Genomic DNA, 17,040 nt, shown 5'->3' with positions numbered 1-17,040 from the left:
GGCCATGCACCGCTTCTGGCAGCTGCTCACCGGTCGCGGGCGGATCTTCGCCGTCTTCGGCCTGATCGTCACGGTGGTCGGCATGGTCGGCGACCAGCGCGACATCATGCGGCTCGGGCTGCTGCTGCTCGTGCTGCCGATCCTGGCCGCGATCCTGGTCGCCCGGACCCGCCTCCGGCTGTCCTGCGAGCGCTCGGTCGAGCCGGCCCAGGTGCCGCTCGGCTCGCCGATGCGCGGCCGGATCGTGCTCGGCCAGCAGGGCCGGCTGCCGATCGGGATCCTGATGCTCGAGGACGCCGTACCGCGGGAGCTGGGCAACCGGCCGCGGTTCCTGATCGACCGGGCCACCCTCAACTGGCGCCGTGAGGTGGAGTATCCGCTGCTCGGCCGGGTGCGCGGACGCTTCCGTACCGGGCCGTTGATGGTGCGGACGACCGATCCGTTCGGGCTGGTCCGGATGGACCGCCAGTTCGTCGCCACCTCCGAGGTGATGGTGACCCCCGAGATCGTTCCGCTGCCGACGCTGCGGGCGGCCGGCGGGGCCGGCAGCACCGGCGAGGCGCAGCCGCACCGGATCGGCATGGTCGGCACCGACGACGCCCTGATCCGCGAGTATCGGCAGGGTGACGACGTGCGCCGGGTGCACTGGCGGTCGACCGCCCGCCGGGACCAGCTGATGGTGCGCCGCGAGGAGCAGGCGTGGGACCCGAGCGCGAGCGTCCTGCTCGACTCCCGCGAGTCGGCCCACGCTGGCCGTGGCATGCACAACTCGATCGAGTGGGCGATCTCGGCGGCCGGCTCGGTGGCCACCCACTTCCTCGACTCCGGCTTCAGCGTGGAGATCTTCGACGCCGGCGGCCCGCTGCACATCAGCGGCGCGCTCGGCCAGCACAGCTCGGCCAGCCGGCAGTTGGTCGTCGAGCGGCTGACCGACCTGCGGCCGCGGACCACCCGGACCCTGCACTACGCCGTCGAGTCGGCCAACGCCGACCGGCCCGGCCAGCTGATCATCGCCATCCTGGGCCGGCTCACGCCGGCCGACGCCGAGGTGCTGCTCCGGGTCCGGGGCAGCCGCGCCCGGGGCCTGGCGATCATGCTCGACGTGGCCAGCTTCGCCGGTGAGGAGGACGACGAACGGCAACGAGACGCCACCGACCTGGCCCAGAAGGTGCTGCTGGACAACCAGTGGCGGGTCGTCCGGGCCGACCGGACCACCACCGTCGGGGACGCCTGGACCCGCCTGGACGAGCTGAGCCGGGTGGCCTGATGCGCGACACCGACCGGAGCACCGTCGCCGTCACCATCGCCGTTCTGCTGGCGTCGCTGACGATCCGGCCGCTCACCTCCGACGGCCGCTACCTGGTCCTGGGCTGGCTGCTGGTGCTGACCCTCGGCCTGGTCACGTTGCTGCTGCGGCGGGCCCGGCTCGGTCCGACCACCGTGTTCCTGATCCAGGTCGCGGTGCTGACGATCGGGCTCGGCATGTTGACCTGGTCGATGTCCGAACTCGGCGGCGGCACCTGGTACGACAGCCTGCTCGACCTGTGGCGGTCCGGGATCGCCCACATGCAGACCCAGACCTCACCCATGCAGCCGAACGACGGCGTGACGCTGATCTTCGTCACCGCGGTCGGCATCGTGATGGTGCTGACCGACCTGCTGGTGGTCGGCGTCGGCCGGCCGGGCTGGGCGTTCGCGCCGCCGACCGCGCTCTACCTGGTGCCGGCGCTCGGGTTGGCCAAGGACGCCTCGATCCTCAGCTTCGGCCTGGTCGCGGTCGGCTACCTCGCGATCCTCATCGCCGACGGGCTGAACTCCAACGCCCGCTGGACCCGCGGCCTGTCCCACGACTCCTCGGAGACAATGGGCGCCGCCGCCCCGGTGGTCTGGCGGGCCGCCGGCTATCTCGCCGTGCCGGCACTGGTGATCACCGTGATCGTGTCGCTGATCATGCCGACGCTGTCGGTGGCCGGCTTCGGCATCGGCAACGGTTCCGGCGGGAACGGGCCGCTGCAGCTCGGCGACCCGACCCTCGACCTGCGGCGGAACCTGACCCAGGCCGAGGAGCGGCCGGTGCTGCGCTACCGCTCGACGCAGGACGACCGGGCGTCGGGGACGTACCTGCGGCTGACGACGCTGCCCCAGTTCGGCAACGCCGGCTGGTCCCCGGTGCAGATCCAGGTGACGCCGGGCAACCGGCTCGGCCAGATCCCCGGGGTGACCACCGAACCACGCGGGCAGCGGACGACCGACGTCACGGTCAGCGAGGGCTTCGAGTCGGAGTACCTGCCGGCGCCGTACGCCCCGCGCAACTTCAGCGCCAACGGATCCTGGGGCTTCGACCCGGGCGCGCTGTCGATCCTGGCGATGGGCAACGAGGACGTACGGCGGCGGCAGATCGCCGGGCTGTCGTACCGGGTGCAGAGCATCGACATCGAACCCACCGCCGAGCAGCTCTCGCTGGCCGCTTCCGGCACGCCGCAGGACTCCGCGATCACCACCGCGGTCCCGGACGACCTGCCGCAGAGCCTGATCGACCTGACCAACGAGGTGACCGAGGGCTCGACCTCGGCATTCGAGCGGGCGACGGCGATCCAGTCGTACCTGCGCAGCGACCTGTTCGAGTACGACACCCGGCCGCTGCCCGGCAGCGGCTACCAGGCACTGGAGAACTTCCTGCTCCGGGACCGCCGCGGCTACTGCGAGCAGTTCGCCGGCGCGATGGCGATGATGGCGCGGGTGGCGGACATCCCGTCCCGGGTGACCATCGGGTTCCTGCCCGGCCAGCGCAACAGCGACGGCAGCTACACCGTGACGAACCACAAGATGCACGCGTGGCCCGAGCTCTACTTCTCCGGCTACGGCTGGGTACGGTTCGAGCCGACCCCGGCCAGCCAGGCCGGCACCGTGCCGGACTGGTCGGTGCCGCCCTCGGAGAACGGCGAGCAGCCGGAGCCGTCCTCCGCGCCGACCCAGCAGTCGACCAACGGTCCGGACGAGCCGACGGCGGGCCCGACCGACGTGCCCACCGAGACCCCAACCGATCCGAATCAGACCACCGCCGATCCGTGGCAGGCCCTGCTCGCGACCGGAATCGGTTTGCTGGTGCTCGCCGTCCTGGCCGCCCCGGCCACGCTGCGGCTCCGGCGCCGGGCCTCCCGGCTCAGTCCGCACCAGGACGGCCGACAACGGGTGGAGGGTGCCTGGCAGGAGATCCGGGACACCATGATCGATCTCGGCGGGCGTTGGCCGGACGGTTCGCCGCGCCGGATCGGCGCCACCGTCGCGGACCGGCTGGACCGAAGTCAGGCCGACGAAATGGCCGGCGTCGCCGTGCTCGTCGAGCGCTCCCGATATGCCCCGACGGCACCGGACGGCGAACTCGACGAATTGCCCGAAATCACCCGGAACGTGCGCGCCGGGTTGGCCGAACCGCAAAGCCGATGGCGTCGATTCCTGGCCTTTTGGCTGCCCCGTTCATTGTTCCGTCGCCACTAGCCGCGCCCGGGTCATGCGGCGACTCCGCGTCGGTCGACCGGCGATCGCCCCGTAAAACAAGGGAAATCCCAGGCTCGGGTGCGACCGTGGTCTTGGACCGGTTCGCCCTACTGGACGACGATCGGCGCCGGTGAAATACTGCGAAAACCGAGTCGGCGGCGAATTCGTACGGGAATCGGAAGGCGGTTCAATGGCGCGCAGGATCGAAATCACCCTTGAAGACGATCTCGACGGGAGCCCGGCCGATGAAACCGTCGACTTCGCTCTCGACGGCGTCGACTATGCGATCGATCTTTCGGCCGAGCACGCCGCCCGACTGCGCGCGACCCTGGAACCGTACGCCGAGAAGGCGCGGCGCAGCGGCGGGCGCCAGAGCGGTCCGTCCGCCACGTTCGTGACCGAACTGCCGCCGGCCAACGCGACGCTGCGGGCCTGGGCCCAGTCCAACGGGTACAAGGTGCCCGACCGGGGCCGGCTTCCGGCCGAGGTGCGCCGGGCCTACGCGGCCGCCCAGGACGCCCCGCCGGAGGCCGACGGTGCCGACGGCACCGAGGCGACGGAGTCCGAGCCTGCGGTGACCGCCGAGTCCGCGAGCGCCTGAGCCGTCACTCCCCTGCCGGCGCGGGAACAGAAACGAGGCCCGTTCTTCGGTTGAAGAACGAGCCTCGGTGACAATCGGCTCCGGTCAGAAACCCTCGTCGCGCCGGCGACGCCAGCGCTCCTCCATCTTGTCCATGAAGTTGCGGGTGCTGTCCGGGCCGGACGGTTGAGACGCGCGTTGCCGCTCCGCGCCGGTCCGATGATCCGGGCCGGAACCCACGTGCTGCCACGCATAGATCGCCGTCACTGCGGCGGCGACCATCACCACGAAACCGAGCACACTGAGGAACAGGTAGGTCGACATTCCCGCGATCAGGAGTGCCAATCCGGCAAAGAACCCAACCCCGGCGAGCGCTGCTCGTCGACGATGGACCCGTCGCGGACCCGTCCCGCGCATGGTGTTCACCAGCTTCGGGTCTTCCGCGGCGAGGGCGGCTTCCATCTGCTCGAGGAGCCGCTGCTCTTCCTCTGAGAGGGCCACGTGGCCACCTCCGGCTTTCCATGCGCCAACGGCGCTGCTTGCGGTCCTCACACCCTGGCTGGCGTGATTCCTTGACCCTAGTCTAGGCCCACCCCCTGCCCAGGAAAACCCACCACCCAATGCTCCGGTGGTGCCCTGATCCGAGGTACGGGAAGGACCCGACTCCGACACTACCGCCGGGCAGCTCAAACCGCACCACTCCCGACCGACGACTCGCCAACCCGTGACCCGGCGCCGCCGCCTGGATCACTTGGGTTGGTGGGCGCGGCGGTCGGGATCGGACTGGCCCGGAGCGCCCATAGCGGCGACCCAGTTCCGCGGGGCAGCCAGTACGGCACGTTGGACCGCCTTGGGCCCGAAGCGCCCGACGGCGGCGTCGACGGCGCGTTCGGCCTCGCGCCAGCCGAACTCCGGGTCGTCGAGGAAGGGTTGCCGCTCGGCCCGTTCGGCCGGGACCAGGCCGCCGACCTTGATGCCGACCCGCCGGATCCGGGCCTGGTCCAGTCCGAGCCGGTCCAGCAGGGCGAGCGCCGCCCCGTAGATCTCGTCGGTCACGTCGGTCGGGGTCGGCAGCGTGCTGGACCGGGTCAGGGTCCGGAAGTCGGCGAACCGGATCGACATGGTCACGGTGCGGCCCAGGTAGCCGGCCCGCCGCATCCGGCGGGCGGTCTTCGCCGCCATCCGGAGCAGTTCGCGCCGAACGACGGTCGGGTCGTCGGTGTCGGACCCGAAGGTCTCCTGGGAGCCGACGCCGCGCTCCGGAACCGCCGGCACCACCCGGGTCCGGTCCCGGCCCCAGGCGAGTTCGACCAGCTGGTGCGACAGGTGCGGGCCGAAGGTCTGCCGGAGCGCGCCGGGCGGAGTCCGCGCCAGGTCGGCGATGGTGCGGATGCCGAGCCGGTGCAGCTTCTCCGCGGTCGGCGGCCCGACGCCGAACATGGCGTCCACCGGCATCGGGTGCAGGAAGTCGGCCACCCGCGGCGGCGGCACCTCGATCAGGCCGTCCGGCTTGGCCGCCCGGGAGGCCATCTTCGCGACGAACTTCGACGGCCCGATGCCGACCGAGCAGGTGATCTGCTGCTCGTCGCAGACCATGGCCCGGACGTACTCCCCGATCGCGTACGGCGAACTGAACCGGTGCCGGGCCCCGGCCAGATCGAGGTAGGCCTCGTCGATCGACGCCGCCTCGACGATCGGGGTGACGGTCTGGAAGACGGCCACGATCCCCTTGGCCACGGAGGAGAAGTCGTCGTAGGTCGGGTCGATGAAGTTCAGCCCGGGACAGAGCCGCTTGGCCCGTCCGGACGGCATCCCGGAACGGATCCCGTACGCCCGGGCCTCGTAGTTCGCCGACAGTACGACGCCGCGGGGATAGCCGCCCACGACCACCGGGGTGCCGCGCAGCTCGGGCCGGCGCCGCAGCGAGACCGAGGCGAAGAAGGCGTCCATGTCGACGTGCAGAATCACCGCCACCGGCGATCACCGCCCGGCTGCGGGTCAGGACGAACGGTCAGTCGGCGCGGCGGGCCGAGACGTGCAGCGCCGGAGCGATCGGTTGGAACGCCGGGTCGGTGCTCAGTTCGGTCTCCAGCGCGAGCAGTTCTGCGTACGCCCCCGCCGCCGACTCTACGACCGCCTCCGCGACGTAGTCCGCCGCGGCGCCGAGTCCGTGCTCGGCCACCACCTCCAGGCCGGCCCGCCGGACCAGTTCCAGGGTGGAGGCACGATCGAACCGGCTGCGGTCCGCCAGCACCTCGCGGGCCAACGCGATGTGCCCGGCCAGCGCATGGGACAGGACGAGAGCGTGCCGCTGCGGCACCAGCAGGCTGAGCCGGCCGCCCGGCCGGAGCACCCGGGTCACCTCGGCCAGCGCGTCGCCGGGGTTGTCCACGACGTCCAGCACTCGGTGGCACAGCACCAGGTCGACCGTGCCGGGGCTGACCAGGTCGGCCAGCGTTCCGGCGTCGCCCTGCAGCCCGTTGATCCGGTCGGCCAGGCCGAGTTCCGCGGTCCGCCGTTCCAGCGAGGCCAGCGCGTCCGGGCTTGGGTCGATGACCGTCACCCGGTGGCCGCGTTCGGCCAGAGCGGTCGCCACGCCGCCGGTCCCGCCGCCGAGGTCGACCACGGTCCGGGCCCCCTCGCCGTCCAGGTCGGCGAGCTGCGCGTCCAGGATCTGCAGCAGCAGGGCCTGGGTCACCGGCAGGCGACGCTTCGCGCGGTGGGTCGTGGCGCGGGTCGCCATGCCGCCCTCCTTCCGCCGAGACGCTCGGCAGCCTAGTGGTGGAAGGCAGCCTAGTGCCGACGACCCGTGGACTGCCGGGCGCCCACACCCGTCGCGGCGTGTCCATGATCATCATCGATCCCGGGCCGTCGGTTCGGGACCCAGCCGGGTGTGCACGTGCTGGTAGAACAGGCCGGCGTCGCGGAGCAGGTCGGCCGCCTCGCGCTCGCTGACGATGGACGTCGCGCCGGACCGGACCGCCTCCCGCTTGCCCTCGGTCGCCGCGAAGAAGGCCGCCCACTCGGCGTACTCCGGCGCGACGGCGGCGACCAGCGACCAGAGGTGGCTCGGGAACCGCACCTGGGCCGAGCGCAGCCGGACGATCAGTGCCCCGGTCCGCAGCGCCGCCAGGTGGGCCGTGAGGTAGCGCTCGCTCGGCCGGCCGGCCAGTTCGGCCTCCAGCAGGGTGCCCTCGATCCGGTGCAGGTCGGCCCGCAGTGCGGCCGGAAGTCGATCATGGTCGGCACGCAGGAAGGAGCCCGACAGCACGGGTTGGGTGGGCAGGTCGCGTTCGGTCGGGTCGGAGACGAGGGCGGTCGCAGGCAGGGGCATGTCAGGGATTCCTGTTTCGGGGCGCAGTTCGGGAGCGGGAAGGCTCGACCCTGGTGAGTGGCGGCCTTGGCGTGGACGGGGGTCGAGTCCATCCACGCCAAGGCGAGCCAGAGCGCGTGCCGCGAACACGGCGCTGTGCCGAACCCGCGTACGCGATCCTTCCCCAAGTATCGATATCGAACGCGTGTTCGAACAAGGATCAATCTACACCCGGCCACTGACAGTCCGTCAAGGACCGAATGCAAGGTCCTTCGGATCAGCCGCCGAAGGCGAGCGAATACACCTCGAAGGGCGCCGCGAACGGGACGCCCAGCCGGGCGCCGGCGGGCCGCGAGAACCCCTCCAGGAACTCCTCGGGGTCGAACTCCCAGCCCAGCCCGTCGATGTAGGCGCGGTGCGCCTTCAGCGAGGCGACACCGCGGTCGAAGGTCGCCGTGGTGTCCACGGCGTGCTCGGCCTCCGGTGAGCCCGAGGCCAGCACCTGGCGTACCCCGCCCCAGGGCTCCAGCCCGTCGGTCAGCTGATCGGCGAAGATCCACCGGTTGCCAGCGTCGCGCGCCGCGTCCAGCACGGCCCGGCCGGCGGCGATGTGGTCGGCCTGGTTGAGCGCCCGACCACCCCAGGTGTCCCGGAAGTTCGCCGTGATCACCACCTCCGGCCGGTGCACCCGGATGGTCCGGCAGATCGCGGCCCGCAGCGGCAGGCCGTACTCCAGAATCCCGTCCGGCAGACCGAGGAACTCGACGGCGTCGACGCCGACGATCCGGGCCGACTCGATCTGCTCGGCCTCCCGGACCCGGCGACACTCGTCCGGCGTCATCGCGTCGATGCCGGCCTCACCGCTGGTCACCATGACGTACGTGAGGTGCTTGCCCTGGTCGGTCCAGCGCGCGATCGCCGCCGCCGCGCCGAACTCGAGATCGTCCGGGTGGGCGACGACACAGAGACCGCGCTGCCACTGCTCGTCGACCGGTTCGAGATCTGCCATGGCGGCAGGCTACTCGGCGGCCGCCGATGCCGTCCGGCGTTTCCGGGTAGCGGCCCGGCAGCGCTCGTCGGTCAGGTGGCGGCGGGACCACACCATGAGCTCCTCGAGGGCCGGCAGCAGCGCCTCGCCGGCGGCGGTGAGCCGGTAACCGACAGTCACGGGCGGACCCTCCCGCACGGTGCGCTGGACCAGGCCGGCACCGGACAGTTCGGAGAGCCGGTCCGAGAGCACCGAGTCGCTGATCCCGGGAATCGCCCGGCGCAACTCGGCGAATCCGGCGGCGCCGCCCATCAGGGTGCCCAGCAGGACACCGTTCCACCGCTTGCCGAGGAACTGGAACGCGCGCGCCAACGCCTCGTCACATCCGTGTTCGTCGTGAGGGATCTCACCAGTCGGCGCCATGCCCGCCACTGTACCCGGCGGACTATGATCTCCGATGGTGCTTGTAATTTCCTAGTGACTTGGAGATAACTATCATGACCGAGACGCTGACCGAAGCAGCGACCACCGGGCGGCTCGACGACGCCGCCCTGGAGACGCTGTTCACCGGTGCGCACACGATCAACGCGTTCGCCCCGACCCCGGTCACCGACGACCAGCTCGCGGAGATCTGGAACCTGGCCCGGTGGGCACCCACCGCCGTCAACGTCCAGCCGCTGCGGGTCGTCTACGTACAGACGCGGGAAGCCCGGGAGCGCCTGGTGCAGCATCTGCACGAGGGCAACCAGGCGAAGACCCTGGCCGCTCCGGCGGTCGCCCTGCTCGCGGTCGACAACGGCTTCCACGAGCACATCCCGCGGGTCGCGCCGTTCCGGGCCGAGCTCCGCGAATCGCTGGCCGAGAACCCTCCGGTACGGGATCAGCTGGGCCGTTTCAACGGCGCGCTCCAGGCCGGCTACTTCATCCTGGCCGTCCGGGCGGTCGGCCTCGGGGCCGGACCGATGGGCGGCTTCGACGCGGCCGGGCTGGACGCCGAGTTCTTCCCCGACGGCGGCTGGACCTCGACCCTGGTGGTCAACATCGGCCATCCCGAGAACGACGACGCCTGGCATCCCCGGCTGCCCCGGCTCGAGCACGACGAGGTGGTTCGCTGGACCTGACCGCAGGGGTCCGGGGCGGGCTCTGATAGGACGGTGCCATGCCAGCCGGGCCGGACGCCGACTTCGCCGTGGTCGTGATCGGAGCGACGCTCGCCGGACTTGCCGCGGCGGCCCGCCTGGCCAAGGCGGGGCATCGGGTCGCGCTGGTCACCGACGGCCTCGAGCCGGGCGGTCCCTGGGCCGGGCGGCCTCTGGACGGCTCCGGCCCGGTGGTGGACGACGCCCCGGCGGTGCTCACCCTGCCGGCCGCCTGGCGCGACCTGTTCCGCAAGAGCGGCCGGCCGCTGGATGCGGAGCTGGCCCGTTCCGGCTGGGAACTGGCGCCCGCCCCGCCGGCCGTGCACCGATTCCCGGACGGCACCGAGCTCCGGCTGCCGACCGACCGCGGCGAGCAGTACGCGGCCCTCTCCGAGACGTACGGGAGCGCCGTCGCCGATCGATGGCGGGACCTGCTCGATGATCTTGACGAGGTCTGGCAGGCGCTGCGCCCGCTGGGGCTGGAGTCGGAACTGCACGGGCGGTTCCAACTCACCCGCCGGGTCGAGACGATCATGAAGAGCAAGCGCAGTCTGGAGCAGCTCGCCGACCTGCAGGGGCATGCCGCCCTGTCCGCTCTGGTCCGCGATGTCGCTTACCTGCAAGGCTCCGTGCCGAGTTCGACGCCGGCCCACTGCGCGGTCGATCTCGCCGTCCTGCGCCGGTTCGGTCGCTGGACCCTGCGCCGGACCGACGGTACGGAGACCGGGCGCACGTCGGCCCTGATCGAGGCGCTGGTCGGCCGGCTGGCGACCCGCCGGGTGACCATGATCGACTCCGAGGCGACCACGATCATGATCGAGGACGGCCGGCCGGCCGGCGTGATCACCGAGTCGGGCCCGGTACCCGCCCGCGCGGTGATCAGCACGGTCGACCCGGCCCGCACCCTTGATCAACTCCTGGCCGGCGTCGAACTGCCGCCGCAGCGGGCCACCCTGCGCCGGCTGCGCCCGGCCCTCGCCCCCGAGGTCACCACGACCCGGCTGCCCGGCCCGGTGACCGACGAACTGACCGAGACGGTGCAGCACCGGGCCGGCGCCGGGCCGCTGATCACCGTGGTCCGGCCGGCCAGCGACACCATGGTCGAGCTCCGGTACGACTACGCCCGGCCCCGGCCGGACTGGGGCCACGGGCTCGCCTGGCAGGGTTTCGGCAGCTGGCTGATCCGGCCGCCGATCCGCGGACCGCTGCCCGGGCTCTACCAGGCCGGGCCGTTCTCCGCGGCCGGACCGGGCCTGTCCCAGACCCTGTTGTCCGGCGCCCTCGCCTCGTACGCCTGCCATGACAGACTCACGGCCGATCGTTTGTAGACTGGAGTGTTTCGTCACTCGGGTAAGGACACGCTTTTGACTTCATCGTCGGACACCGCGTCGCCGGAATCCGTGACCGCAGACCAGGAGGCGGCAGCCATCTTGGATCGCGAGCTCGCTGCGGAGCAGGCTCACGTCGACAAGGTCTATCAGCGACTGGACGTCGCCTCCCGGTCGGCCCGCCTGGTCGCCGCGGAGGGGCGTTCGCTGTATCAGTCGGACCGTTCCAGCTATGTCCGGGAGGAGGACGGCACCGGGCTGCTGGAGCGCGACATCTTCGCCTTCCAGGCGGCGAAGCGGCTGGCCACGCTGGACGCCGAGCACGAGGGCCTGGTCTTCGGCCGGCTCGACCACGTGGACACCGAGGCCCGCTACATCGGGCGGATCGGCGTGCGGGACGGCGACTACGAGCCGCTGGTGATCGACTGGCGGGCACCGGCCGCGGCCGCCTTCTACCGGGCGACGCCGAACCAGCCGATGGGGGTCACCCGGCGGCGCGTGCTGCGCTGCCAGGGTGCCAAGGTGGTCGGGATCGAGGACGACCTGCTCGATTCCGAGAACGCGCCGGACGACCTGGTCGTGATCGGCGACGGCGCTCTGCTGGCCGCGCTGAGCCGGGCCCGCGGGCACAACATGCGCGACATCGTGGCCACCATCCAGGCCGAGCAGGACGAGGCGATCCGGGCGCCGTGGCAGGGCTTCACCATGATCAGCGGCGGCCCCGGCACCGGCAAGACGGTCGTCGCGCTGCACCGGGCCGCGTACCTGCTCTACTCGAACCGGCGCCGGTTCGAGTCCGGCGGCGTGCTGGTGGTCGGGCCGAGCCAGGTGTTCATGAACTACATCGAGCGGGTGCTCCCCTCCCTCGGCGAGGAGTCGGTGACGCTGCGCTCGGTCGGCACCGTGCCGAACGACATCGTCGAGGTCGCCGGGGTCCGGCACGACCCGGCCGAACTGTCCGCGATCAAGGGCAGCCTGCGGATGGTCCGGGTGCTGCGCCGGCTGGTCACCGAGCCGCCCGCGGGCGTACCGGACGAGTTGCGGCTGACGGTGGACGGGGTGGTCTATTCGCTGGACGGACCGGCGCTGGCCCGGATCCGTACCGACGTCCTGACGCATCACAAGCTCAACCAGGCCCGGGACGCGGCCGAGACCGCGCTGCTCACGGCCCTCTGGCGGCGCCGGCCGCGCGAACTCGACCTGGACCGGCCGGACTTCGACGACGCGGTCACCTCGACCGCGGCCTTCTACAACTTCACCTCCGCCTGGTGGCCGACGCTCAGCGCGCCGGCTGCCCTGGCCCGGCTGGCCGACCGGGCGTTGCTCGGGCGGGCCGCCGGCTCGCAGCTGTCCCGGCGGGAGCAGGACCTGCTCGCCGCGGACTACGCCCGGCTGACCTCGGTCCCGGCGGCCCGCTGGGACTGGTCGGTGGCCGACAGCGCCCTGCTGGACGAGCTGGCCTCGCTGCTGGGGCCGGTGCCGGAGTCGAACTCGGTCGAGATCCCGCTGTTCCTGGAGAGCGGCGACGACGTACCCGAGGTGTTCACGACGATGGAGCGGCTGGCCGACCGGTCCGAGCCGGATCCGTTCGCGACCCCGCACGACACGTACGCGCACATCCTGGTCGACGAGGCGCAGGACATCAGCCCGATGCAGTGGCGGATGCTGCGGCGCCGGGGCGGCAGCGCCAGCTGGACCATCGTCGGCGACCCGGCCCAGAGCTCCTGGCCGGATCCCGCCGAGACCGAGCGGGCGATGACCGAACTGGTCGGTACCGCGCCGGTGCGCCGGTTCCGGATGAGCACCAACTACCGGAGCCCGGCCGAGGTGTTCGACCTGGCCGCCAAGGTCGTCGTCGGTACGGTCCCGGACGCGGATCTGCCCACCGCTGTCCGTTCGGTCGGCTACCAGCCGGAACTGCTGGTCGGTGACGTCCAGGACACGGTGATCGACGCCGCCCGGGAGCTGCTGGACCAGGTCGAGGGCACGGTCGGCGTGATCGCTCCCCCGTCCCGGCAGCAATCCCTGCGGGAGACCCTCGCCGATGCGAAGTTGATCACCGACGACGGGGCGACCGACCGGCTGGTCCTGGTCACCCCGCTGGCCGCGAAGGGCCTCGAGTACGACGGCGCGATCGTGGTGACGCCGGACGACATCGTGGCCGAGTCGCCGGGCGGCACCCGGGTGCTCTACGTCGCGCTGACCCGGCCGACCCAGCGGCTGGTCACGGTCGACGCGGCGCCGGGCGCGGCCTGGCGGGCCAACCTCGACTGAACCGCAGGGCGGCTCGATCGGCCCGGTGGCCCGGGACGCCGAACCAGGTTGCCGAAGTCGGGCGTCGATCCGATTTGGCGACGGTCCGGCGATCGAACGACGCGTTCGGACTGCGCCCTGGTTAGGCTGCGGCCCGGACCCGTGGCCCGGACCGTGGGCAGCGCCGATTCAGGAGGATGCCGTGGGGATGCTGGGCCGTCGGTTCGTTGTCTGGGCCGCGATCGTGGTGCTGACTCCGCTCGTGGTTTCCTGCGCGGTCCTTGGGCCGGCTTCCTCCGGGAAGCCGGCGTTCGACGTCTCGCCGATCGCTCCGCCGACGTTCCCGACCGAGGAACCGACGCCGACCGCGACGACCCCCGCACCGTCGGCCAGCCGGCCGAACGGCCAGGACGGGGCGTGGAAGCCGTCCCCTCGCCTCCGGACCCGCGACCTTGATCTGTCGAAGATGAAGAACTGCGCCGCGCTCGACGACGTCCCCGTCACCCGGTGGCAGGTGAAGCCCGGACGCCCGGTCGGCGAGGCCCTCAAGACCGGGACCGTGTCCTGCTCCTGGGCATATCGGAAGCCCCCGTACGCGCTGACCTTGATCAAATACCAGCAAAGCATCTACGACGGGTACATCTTCTCCGAGACCGAGCCGACGGAGATCGAGGTCCGCGGGTTCCCGGCCTGGACCGGGCAGCGGATGGAGGTACGGCCGATCTGCCTGATCGAGATCGACATCCAGGACGACCAGTACCTGGCCATCACCTACAACGTGACCGGCCCGATCAAGGACAACACGGTGGACTGCGACCGGCTCCCCGACATCGGAGCGGAACTGGTCGACGCGCTGCTCCGCTAACTGTGGTCGGGATTCAGCCGGGCGTAGATCTCGCGGGTCGCGGTCGACCGGTTCATGGTGAGGAAGTGCAGGCCGGGCACGCCGCCCTCGAGCAGGTCGGCGCAGAGCTCGGTCGCGATGTCGGTACCGACCTGGCGGACCCGGGCCGGGTCGTCGCCGGCCTGTTCCAGCCGGGCCACCACCGGAGCCGGCAGGTCGGCGCCGGACAGTTCGGCGAACCGCTGGATCTGGCTCAGTCGGGTGACCGGCATGATCCCCGGGATGATCGGCAGGTCGCAGCCGAGCGAGCGGACCCGATCGACCAGTTCGAAGTAGCGGCTCGCCGTGAAGAACAGCTGGGTGATCGCGAACGACGCGCCGGCCTGGGCCTTCTCCACCAGCAGCCGGGCGTCCAGCTCGGCGTCGTACCGCTCCGGGTGCAGGTCCGGGAACGCGCCGACGCCGACACAGAAGTCGCCCAGCGAACAGACCAGGTCGACCAGCTCGGTCGCGTTCCGCAGGCCATCCGGATGCTGTTCCCAGGGCGCGGTCGGCCCGCCCGGCATGTCGCCGCGGATCGCCATCACGTGCCGGATCCCGGCCGCCGCGTACCAGCCGATCACCCGGCGCAACTGCTCGGCCGGCTGGCTGGCACAGGTCAGGTGGGCCATCGTCCGCAGGGTGGTGTGCTGGGCGATCGCCTCGGTGATCTCGATGGTCCGTTCCCGGCTGGACCCGTTGGCGCCGTAGGTCACCGAGACGAAGTCCGGCCCGAGCGCCTCCAGCCGCCGTACGGTCTGCCACAGCGTGCGGCGTTGGTCGTCGTCCTTGGGCGGGAACAGTTCGAAGGAGAACAGCGGGCCCGCCGGAGCGGCCAGTAGTTCCGCGATCGTCGCGTGCGGGTCCGTCCGGGCGGCCGGCCCGGTGCGGTGGTCGAGCGTCGTCTCAGGCGCCATGCGGCAACCCTAGTGTCGCGCTGGTCGCAGCGGAGACCGGGCCGGGCGGGTTCCCAGGATTCGATTCCGTAGGCTCGCCGGGTGACCACTTCACAACTCGACGCCGGCCCGGTGCTGGATCCCGCGGATCCGCTCGCGGCCGGGTTCCGGGAGGCCGTCGCCGACGTACTGGACGGGTTCCTGGACGGCCAGCGGGACGTACTGGCGGCGATCGACCCGTCGCTGGCGCCGCTGCACGAACAGGCCCGCGCACTGCTCGCCGGCGGCAAGCGGGTCCGGCCGGCCGGCTGTGTCTGGGGGTACGTCGCGGCGGCCGGCCTGCCCGGCGACGGCGACCGGGAGCCGTTGCTGGCGGCGGCGGCGAGCCTCGACCTGCTGCACGTCAGCGCCCTGGTGCACGACGACGTGATGGACGGCTCCGACCTGCGGCGCGGCCGCCCGTCGGCGCACCGTCAGTTCGAGCGGCTGCATGATGATCATGGTCTGATCGGCGACCCGGTGGTGTTCGGCCGGGCCGCCGCGATCCTGTACGGGGACCTGCTGCTGATCTGGTCCTCCGAGCTGCTGCACCGGTCCGGGCTGCCACCGGCCGCGCTGGCCCGGGCACTGCCGCTGGTCGAGTCGATGCGGACCGAGGTGACCGCCGGGCAGTACCTGGACATCCTGGCCCAGTCCCGCCCGGTCACCGAGCAGGACCTGGCCACCGCGATCGAGGCGGCCGAGCGGGTCGTCGAGTACAAGTCGGCCCGCTACACGATCCGGCGGCCGTGCCAGATCGGCGCCAGCCTCGGCGGCGGCTCCGAGTCCTTGATCACCATGCTGGCCGAGTACGGCTCCGCGCTCGGCCGGGCCTTCCAGCTCCGCGACGACCTGCTCGGGGTCTACGGCGACGAGCAGGTCACCGGCAAGCCGGCCGGAGATGATCTTCGCGAGGGCAAGCGCACCGTCCTGGTCGCGCACGCCCTGGCCGCCGCCGAAACCGTTGAGCGCAAGGCGATCCTGGACCTGTTCGGCCGGCCGGACCTTGATCAGGACCAGGTCGACCGGCTGCGGACCTTGATCACCGCGACCGGCGCCCGGGACCAGGTCGAGTCCATGATCGAATCCAGCCACGCCGCCGCCCAGGCCGCACTGACCGCGCTGCCCGGCACCGAGATCACCGACGAGGGCCGGCGAGCCCTCGGCACGCTGGCCACCCTCGCCACCCATCGCACCCACTGATCAACCCACCGAAGGGCCACCGCCGTGACGAAGGATCGCACCGATCCGCCGCTCCGCGCCGACGAGCTGACCACGCTCCTCGGCTTCCTGAACTATCACCGCGCCACGCTGCAGCGGAAGGCCGAGGGCCTCGACCATGATCAACTGGGGCGGACCCATCCGCCCTCGACGCTCACCCTGGCCGGGCTGCTCAAGCACGTCGCCCTGAACGAGTCGCACTGGTTCGGCTACGTGCTGCACGACCGGCCGCTGCCCGAGCCGTTCGCGTCGGCCGACTGGGACGCCGACATCGACTGGGAGCTGACCACCGCGGTCCAGGACTCCCCCGCCGAGCTGCACCGGCTGATGGACAACGCCGTCCGTACCGCCGATGCCGGCATCGCCGAGGCCTACGCCGCGGGCGGCCTGGACCAGCCCTCGGCCCGGCCCAGCCGCGACACCGGCGAGCCCTTCTCGCTGCACTGGATCCTGCTGCACATGATCGAGGAGTACGCCCGGCACAACGGGCACGCCGACCTCATCCGCGAGTCGATCGACGGCGCCACCGGCGAGTAACCCCCCACCTTTCGCCGACTCGGCACAAAAGCAGGCGTTCTGACGGCGTGTCGCTGCGTTGGTGCCCTGTCGGCGATGCGGGCGGGAGGTACGCGGCAGATCGCCGGGATGCCCGTCGCGAATCCACTGCTGGTGGAGCGCCCGGGCCGATGGCGACGTTGAACCGTACGAGTTGCCGAGAATCGCGACACCGGCCGGCCGGCGACGCAGTCCGTCGCCGCTACCCGCCACCTCCGACCGACTGGATGCCCCTATGTTTGTCAAGGGGTCGCGGGTGTGGGTTCTGCGGGTCGGAGGGCTTTGGTGATGATCTTGTGGACGTCGCGGGCGATGTAGCGTTTGAGGCGGCGGATGATGTCGCGTTT

General features: G+C 71.7%; 15 protein-coding genes and 1 pseudogene. 9 read left to right on the top strand and 7 right to left on the bottom strand.

All coding sequences use genetic code 11. The annotated features are described in order from the left end of the window. Nucleotides 1–4 precede the first annotated feature (4 nt). The 3 genes and pseudogenes from ACFQU4_RS26955 to ACFQU4_RS26945 all read left to right on the top strand — a co-directional run. On the top strand, nt 5–1,267 hold the full coding sequence (locus ACFQU4_RS26955) for a DUF58 domain-containing protein (protein WP_377497999.1): 1,263 nt from the start codon (nt 5–7) through the stop codon (nt 1,265–1,267). Next, a complete protein-coding gene (locus ACFQU4_RS26950; protein WP_377497997.1) occupies nt 1,267–3,498 on the top strand; it encodes a transglutaminaseTgpA domain-containing protein in 2,232 nt (743 codons plus the stop codon). Before ACFQU4_RS26955 ends, ACFQU4_RS26950 begins: the two co-directional genes overlap by 1 nt. Before the next feature lie 190 nt (nt 3,499–3,688). Further along, nucleotides 3,689–4,000, top strand: a pseudogene (locus ACFQU4_RS26945) (Lsr2 family protein); the annotation flags it as partial. Between the two features lie 183 nt (nt 4,001–4,183). Here ACFQU4_RS26945 and ACFQU4_RS26940 read toward each other — a convergent pair. The 6 genes from ACFQU4_RS26940 to ACFQU4_RS26915 all read right to left on the bottom strand — a co-directional run bounded on the left by ACFQU4_RS26940 (nt 4,184) and on the right by ACFQU4_RS26915 (nt 8,802). Continuing rightward, nucleotides 4,184–4,579 (bottom strand): DUF3040 domain-containing protein, encoded by a 396-nt coding sequence (locus ACFQU4_RS26940; RefSeq protein WP_377497994.1) that lies wholly within the window; start codon nt 4,577–4,579, stop codon nt 4,184–4,186. Between the two features lie 246 nt (nt 4,580–4,825). Further along, nucleotides 4,826–6,052, bottom strand: a complete 1,227-nt coding sequence (dinB, locus tag ACFQU4_RS26935) for a DNA polymerase IV (RefSeq protein WP_377497992.1) — start codon at nt 6,050–6,052, stop codon at nt 4,826–4,828. 37 nt (nt 6,053–6,089) lie between these two features. Then, nucleotides 6,090–6,821 (bottom strand): methyltransferase domain-containing protein, encoded by a 732-nt coding sequence (locus ACFQU4_RS26930; RefSeq protein WP_377497989.1) that lies wholly within the window; start codon nt 6,819–6,821, stop codon nt 6,090–6,092. A gap of 111 nt (nt 6,822–6,932) precedes the next feature. Next, a complete protein-coding gene (locus tag ACFQU4_RS26925; protein ID WP_377497987.1) occupies nt 6,933–7,412 on the bottom strand; it encodes an SAV_6107 family HEPN domain-containing protein in 480 nt (159 codons plus the stop codon). A 256-nt stretch (nt 7,413–7,668) separates the two neighbouring features. Continuing rightward, a complete protein-coding gene (locus ACFQU4_RS26920; RefSeq protein ID WP_377497985.1) occupies nt 7,669–8,400 on the bottom strand; it encodes a PIG-L deacetylase family protein in 732 nt (243 codons plus the stop codon). A gap of 9 nt (nt 8,401–8,409) precedes the next feature. Then, on the bottom strand, nt 8,410–8,802 hold the full coding sequence (locus ACFQU4_RS26915) for a winged helix-turn-helix transcriptional regulator (protein ID WP_377497983.1): 393 nt from the start codon (nt 8,800–8,802) through the stop codon (nt 8,410–8,412). A gap of 74 nt (nt 8,803–8,876) precedes the next feature. On the opposite strand from ACFQU4_RS26915, the gene ACFQU4_RS26910 reads away from it, so the two are divergent. The 4 genes from ACFQU4_RS26910 (at nt 8,877) to ACFQU4_RS26895 (ending at nt 13,964) form a co-directional block, all read left to right on the top strand. Continuing rightward, the gene (locus ACFQU4_RS26910; protein ID WP_377497981.1) at nt 8,877–9,500 is read left to right on the top strand and encodes a malonic semialdehyde reductase; all 624 of its coding nucleotides are present in this window, start codon (nt 8,877–8,879) and stop codon (nt 9,498–9,500) included. A gap of 38 nt (nt 9,501–9,538) precedes the next feature. Beyond that, nucleotides 9,539–10,846: an NAD(P)-binding protein gene (locus ACFQU4_RS26905; RefSeq protein WP_377497979.1), complete on the top strand. Its 1,308-nt coding sequence runs from the start codon at nt 9,539–9,541 to the stop codon at nt 10,844–10,846. 36 nt (nt 10,847–10,882) lie between these two features. Then, nucleotides 10,883–13,120, top strand: coding sequence for a HelD family protein (locus tag ACFQU4_RS26900; protein ID WP_377497977.1), 2,238 nt, complete (start codon nt 10,883–10,885; stop codon nt 13,118–13,120). 187 nt (nt 13,121–13,307) lie between these two features. Continuing rightward, a complete protein-coding gene (locus ACFQU4_RS26895; protein ID WP_377498442.1) occupies nt 13,308–13,964 on the top strand; it encodes a DUF3558 family protein in 657 nt (218 codons plus the stop codon). On the opposite strand, the gene metF is transcribed toward ACFQU4_RS26895, so the two are convergent. Further along, the gene (gene metF, locus ACFQU4_RS26890; RefSeq protein ID WP_377497975.1) at nt 13,961–14,899 is read right to left on the bottom strand and encodes a methylenetetrahydrofolate reductase [NAD(P)H]; all 939 of its coding nucleotides are present in this window, start codon (nt 14,897–14,899) and stop codon (nt 13,961–13,963) included. The genes ACFQU4_RS26895 and metF overlap by 4 nt on opposite strands. A gap of 81 nt (nt 14,900–14,980) precedes the next feature. On the opposite strand from metF, the gene ACFQU4_RS26885 reads away from it, so the two are divergent. After that, nucleotides 14,981–16,120, top strand: coding sequence for a polyprenyl synthetase family protein (locus ACFQU4_RS26885; protein WP_377497972.1), 1,140 nt, complete (start codon nt 14,981–14,983; stop codon nt 16,118–16,120). Between the two features lie 24 nt (nt 16,121–16,144). Further along, nucleotides 16,145–16,675 carry a DinB family protein gene (locus ACFQU4_RS26880; protein WP_377497970.1) on the top strand — a complete coding sequence of 177 codons (531 nt, stop codon included), beginning with the start codon at nt 16,145–16,147 and terminating at the stop codon, nt 16,673–16,675. Nucleotides 16,676–17,040 lie beyond the last annotated feature (365 nt).

This window comes from Microlunatus sp. GCM10028923, from assembly GCF_042666975.1.
Taxonomy (GTDB): domain Bacteria; phylum Actinomycetota; class Actinomycetes; order Propionibacteriales; family Propionibacteriaceae; genus Microlunatus.
This window is presented reverse-complemented; position numbering and strand designations above follow the sequence as displayed.

What these genes read in the sequence shown, in the direction of transcription:
- ACFQU4_RS26955 (WP_377497999.1), top strand. Translation starts at nt 5, where the DNA reads ATGCACCGCTTCTGGCAGCTGCTCACCGGTCGCGGGCGGATCTTCGCC.
- ACFQU4_RS26950 (WP_377497997.1), top strand. Translation starts at nt 1,267, where the DNA reads ATGCGCGACACCGACCGGAGCACCGTCGCCGTCACCATCGCCGTTCTG.
- ACFQU4_RS26930 (WP_377497989.1), bottom strand. Translation starts at nt 6,821, where the DNA reads ATGGCGACCCGCGCCACGACCCACCGCGCGAAGCGTCGCCTGCCGGTG.
- ACFQU4_RS26925 (WP_377497987.1), bottom strand. Translation starts at nt 7,412, where the DNA reads ATGCCCCTGCCTGCGACCGCCCTCGTCTCCGACCCGACCGAACGCGAC.
- ACFQU4_RS26920 (WP_377497985.1), bottom strand. Translation starts at nt 8,400, where the DNA reads ATGGCAGATCTCGAACCGGTCGACGAGCAGTGGCAGCGCGGTCTCTGT.
- ACFQU4_RS26915 (WP_377497983.1), bottom strand. Translation starts at nt 8,802, where the DNA reads ATGGCGCCGACTGGTGAGATCCCTCACGACGAACACGGATGTGACGAG.
- ACFQU4_RS26910 (WP_377497981.1), top strand. Translation starts at nt 8,877, where the DNA reads ATGACCGAGACGCTGACCGAAGCAGCGACCACCGGGCGGCTCGACGAC.
- ACFQU4_RS26905 (WP_377497979.1), top strand. Translation starts at nt 9,539, where the DNA reads ATGCCAGCCGGGCCGGACGCCGACTTCGCCGTGGTCGTGATCGGAGCG.
- ACFQU4_RS26895 (WP_377498442.1), top strand. Translation starts at nt 13,308, where the DNA reads ATGCTGGGCCGTCGGTTCGTTGTCTGGGCCGCGATCGTGGTGCTGACT.
- metF (WP_377497975.1), bottom strand. Translation starts at nt 14,899, where the DNA reads ATGGCGCCTGAGACGACGCTCGACCACCGCACCGGGCCGGCCGCCCGG.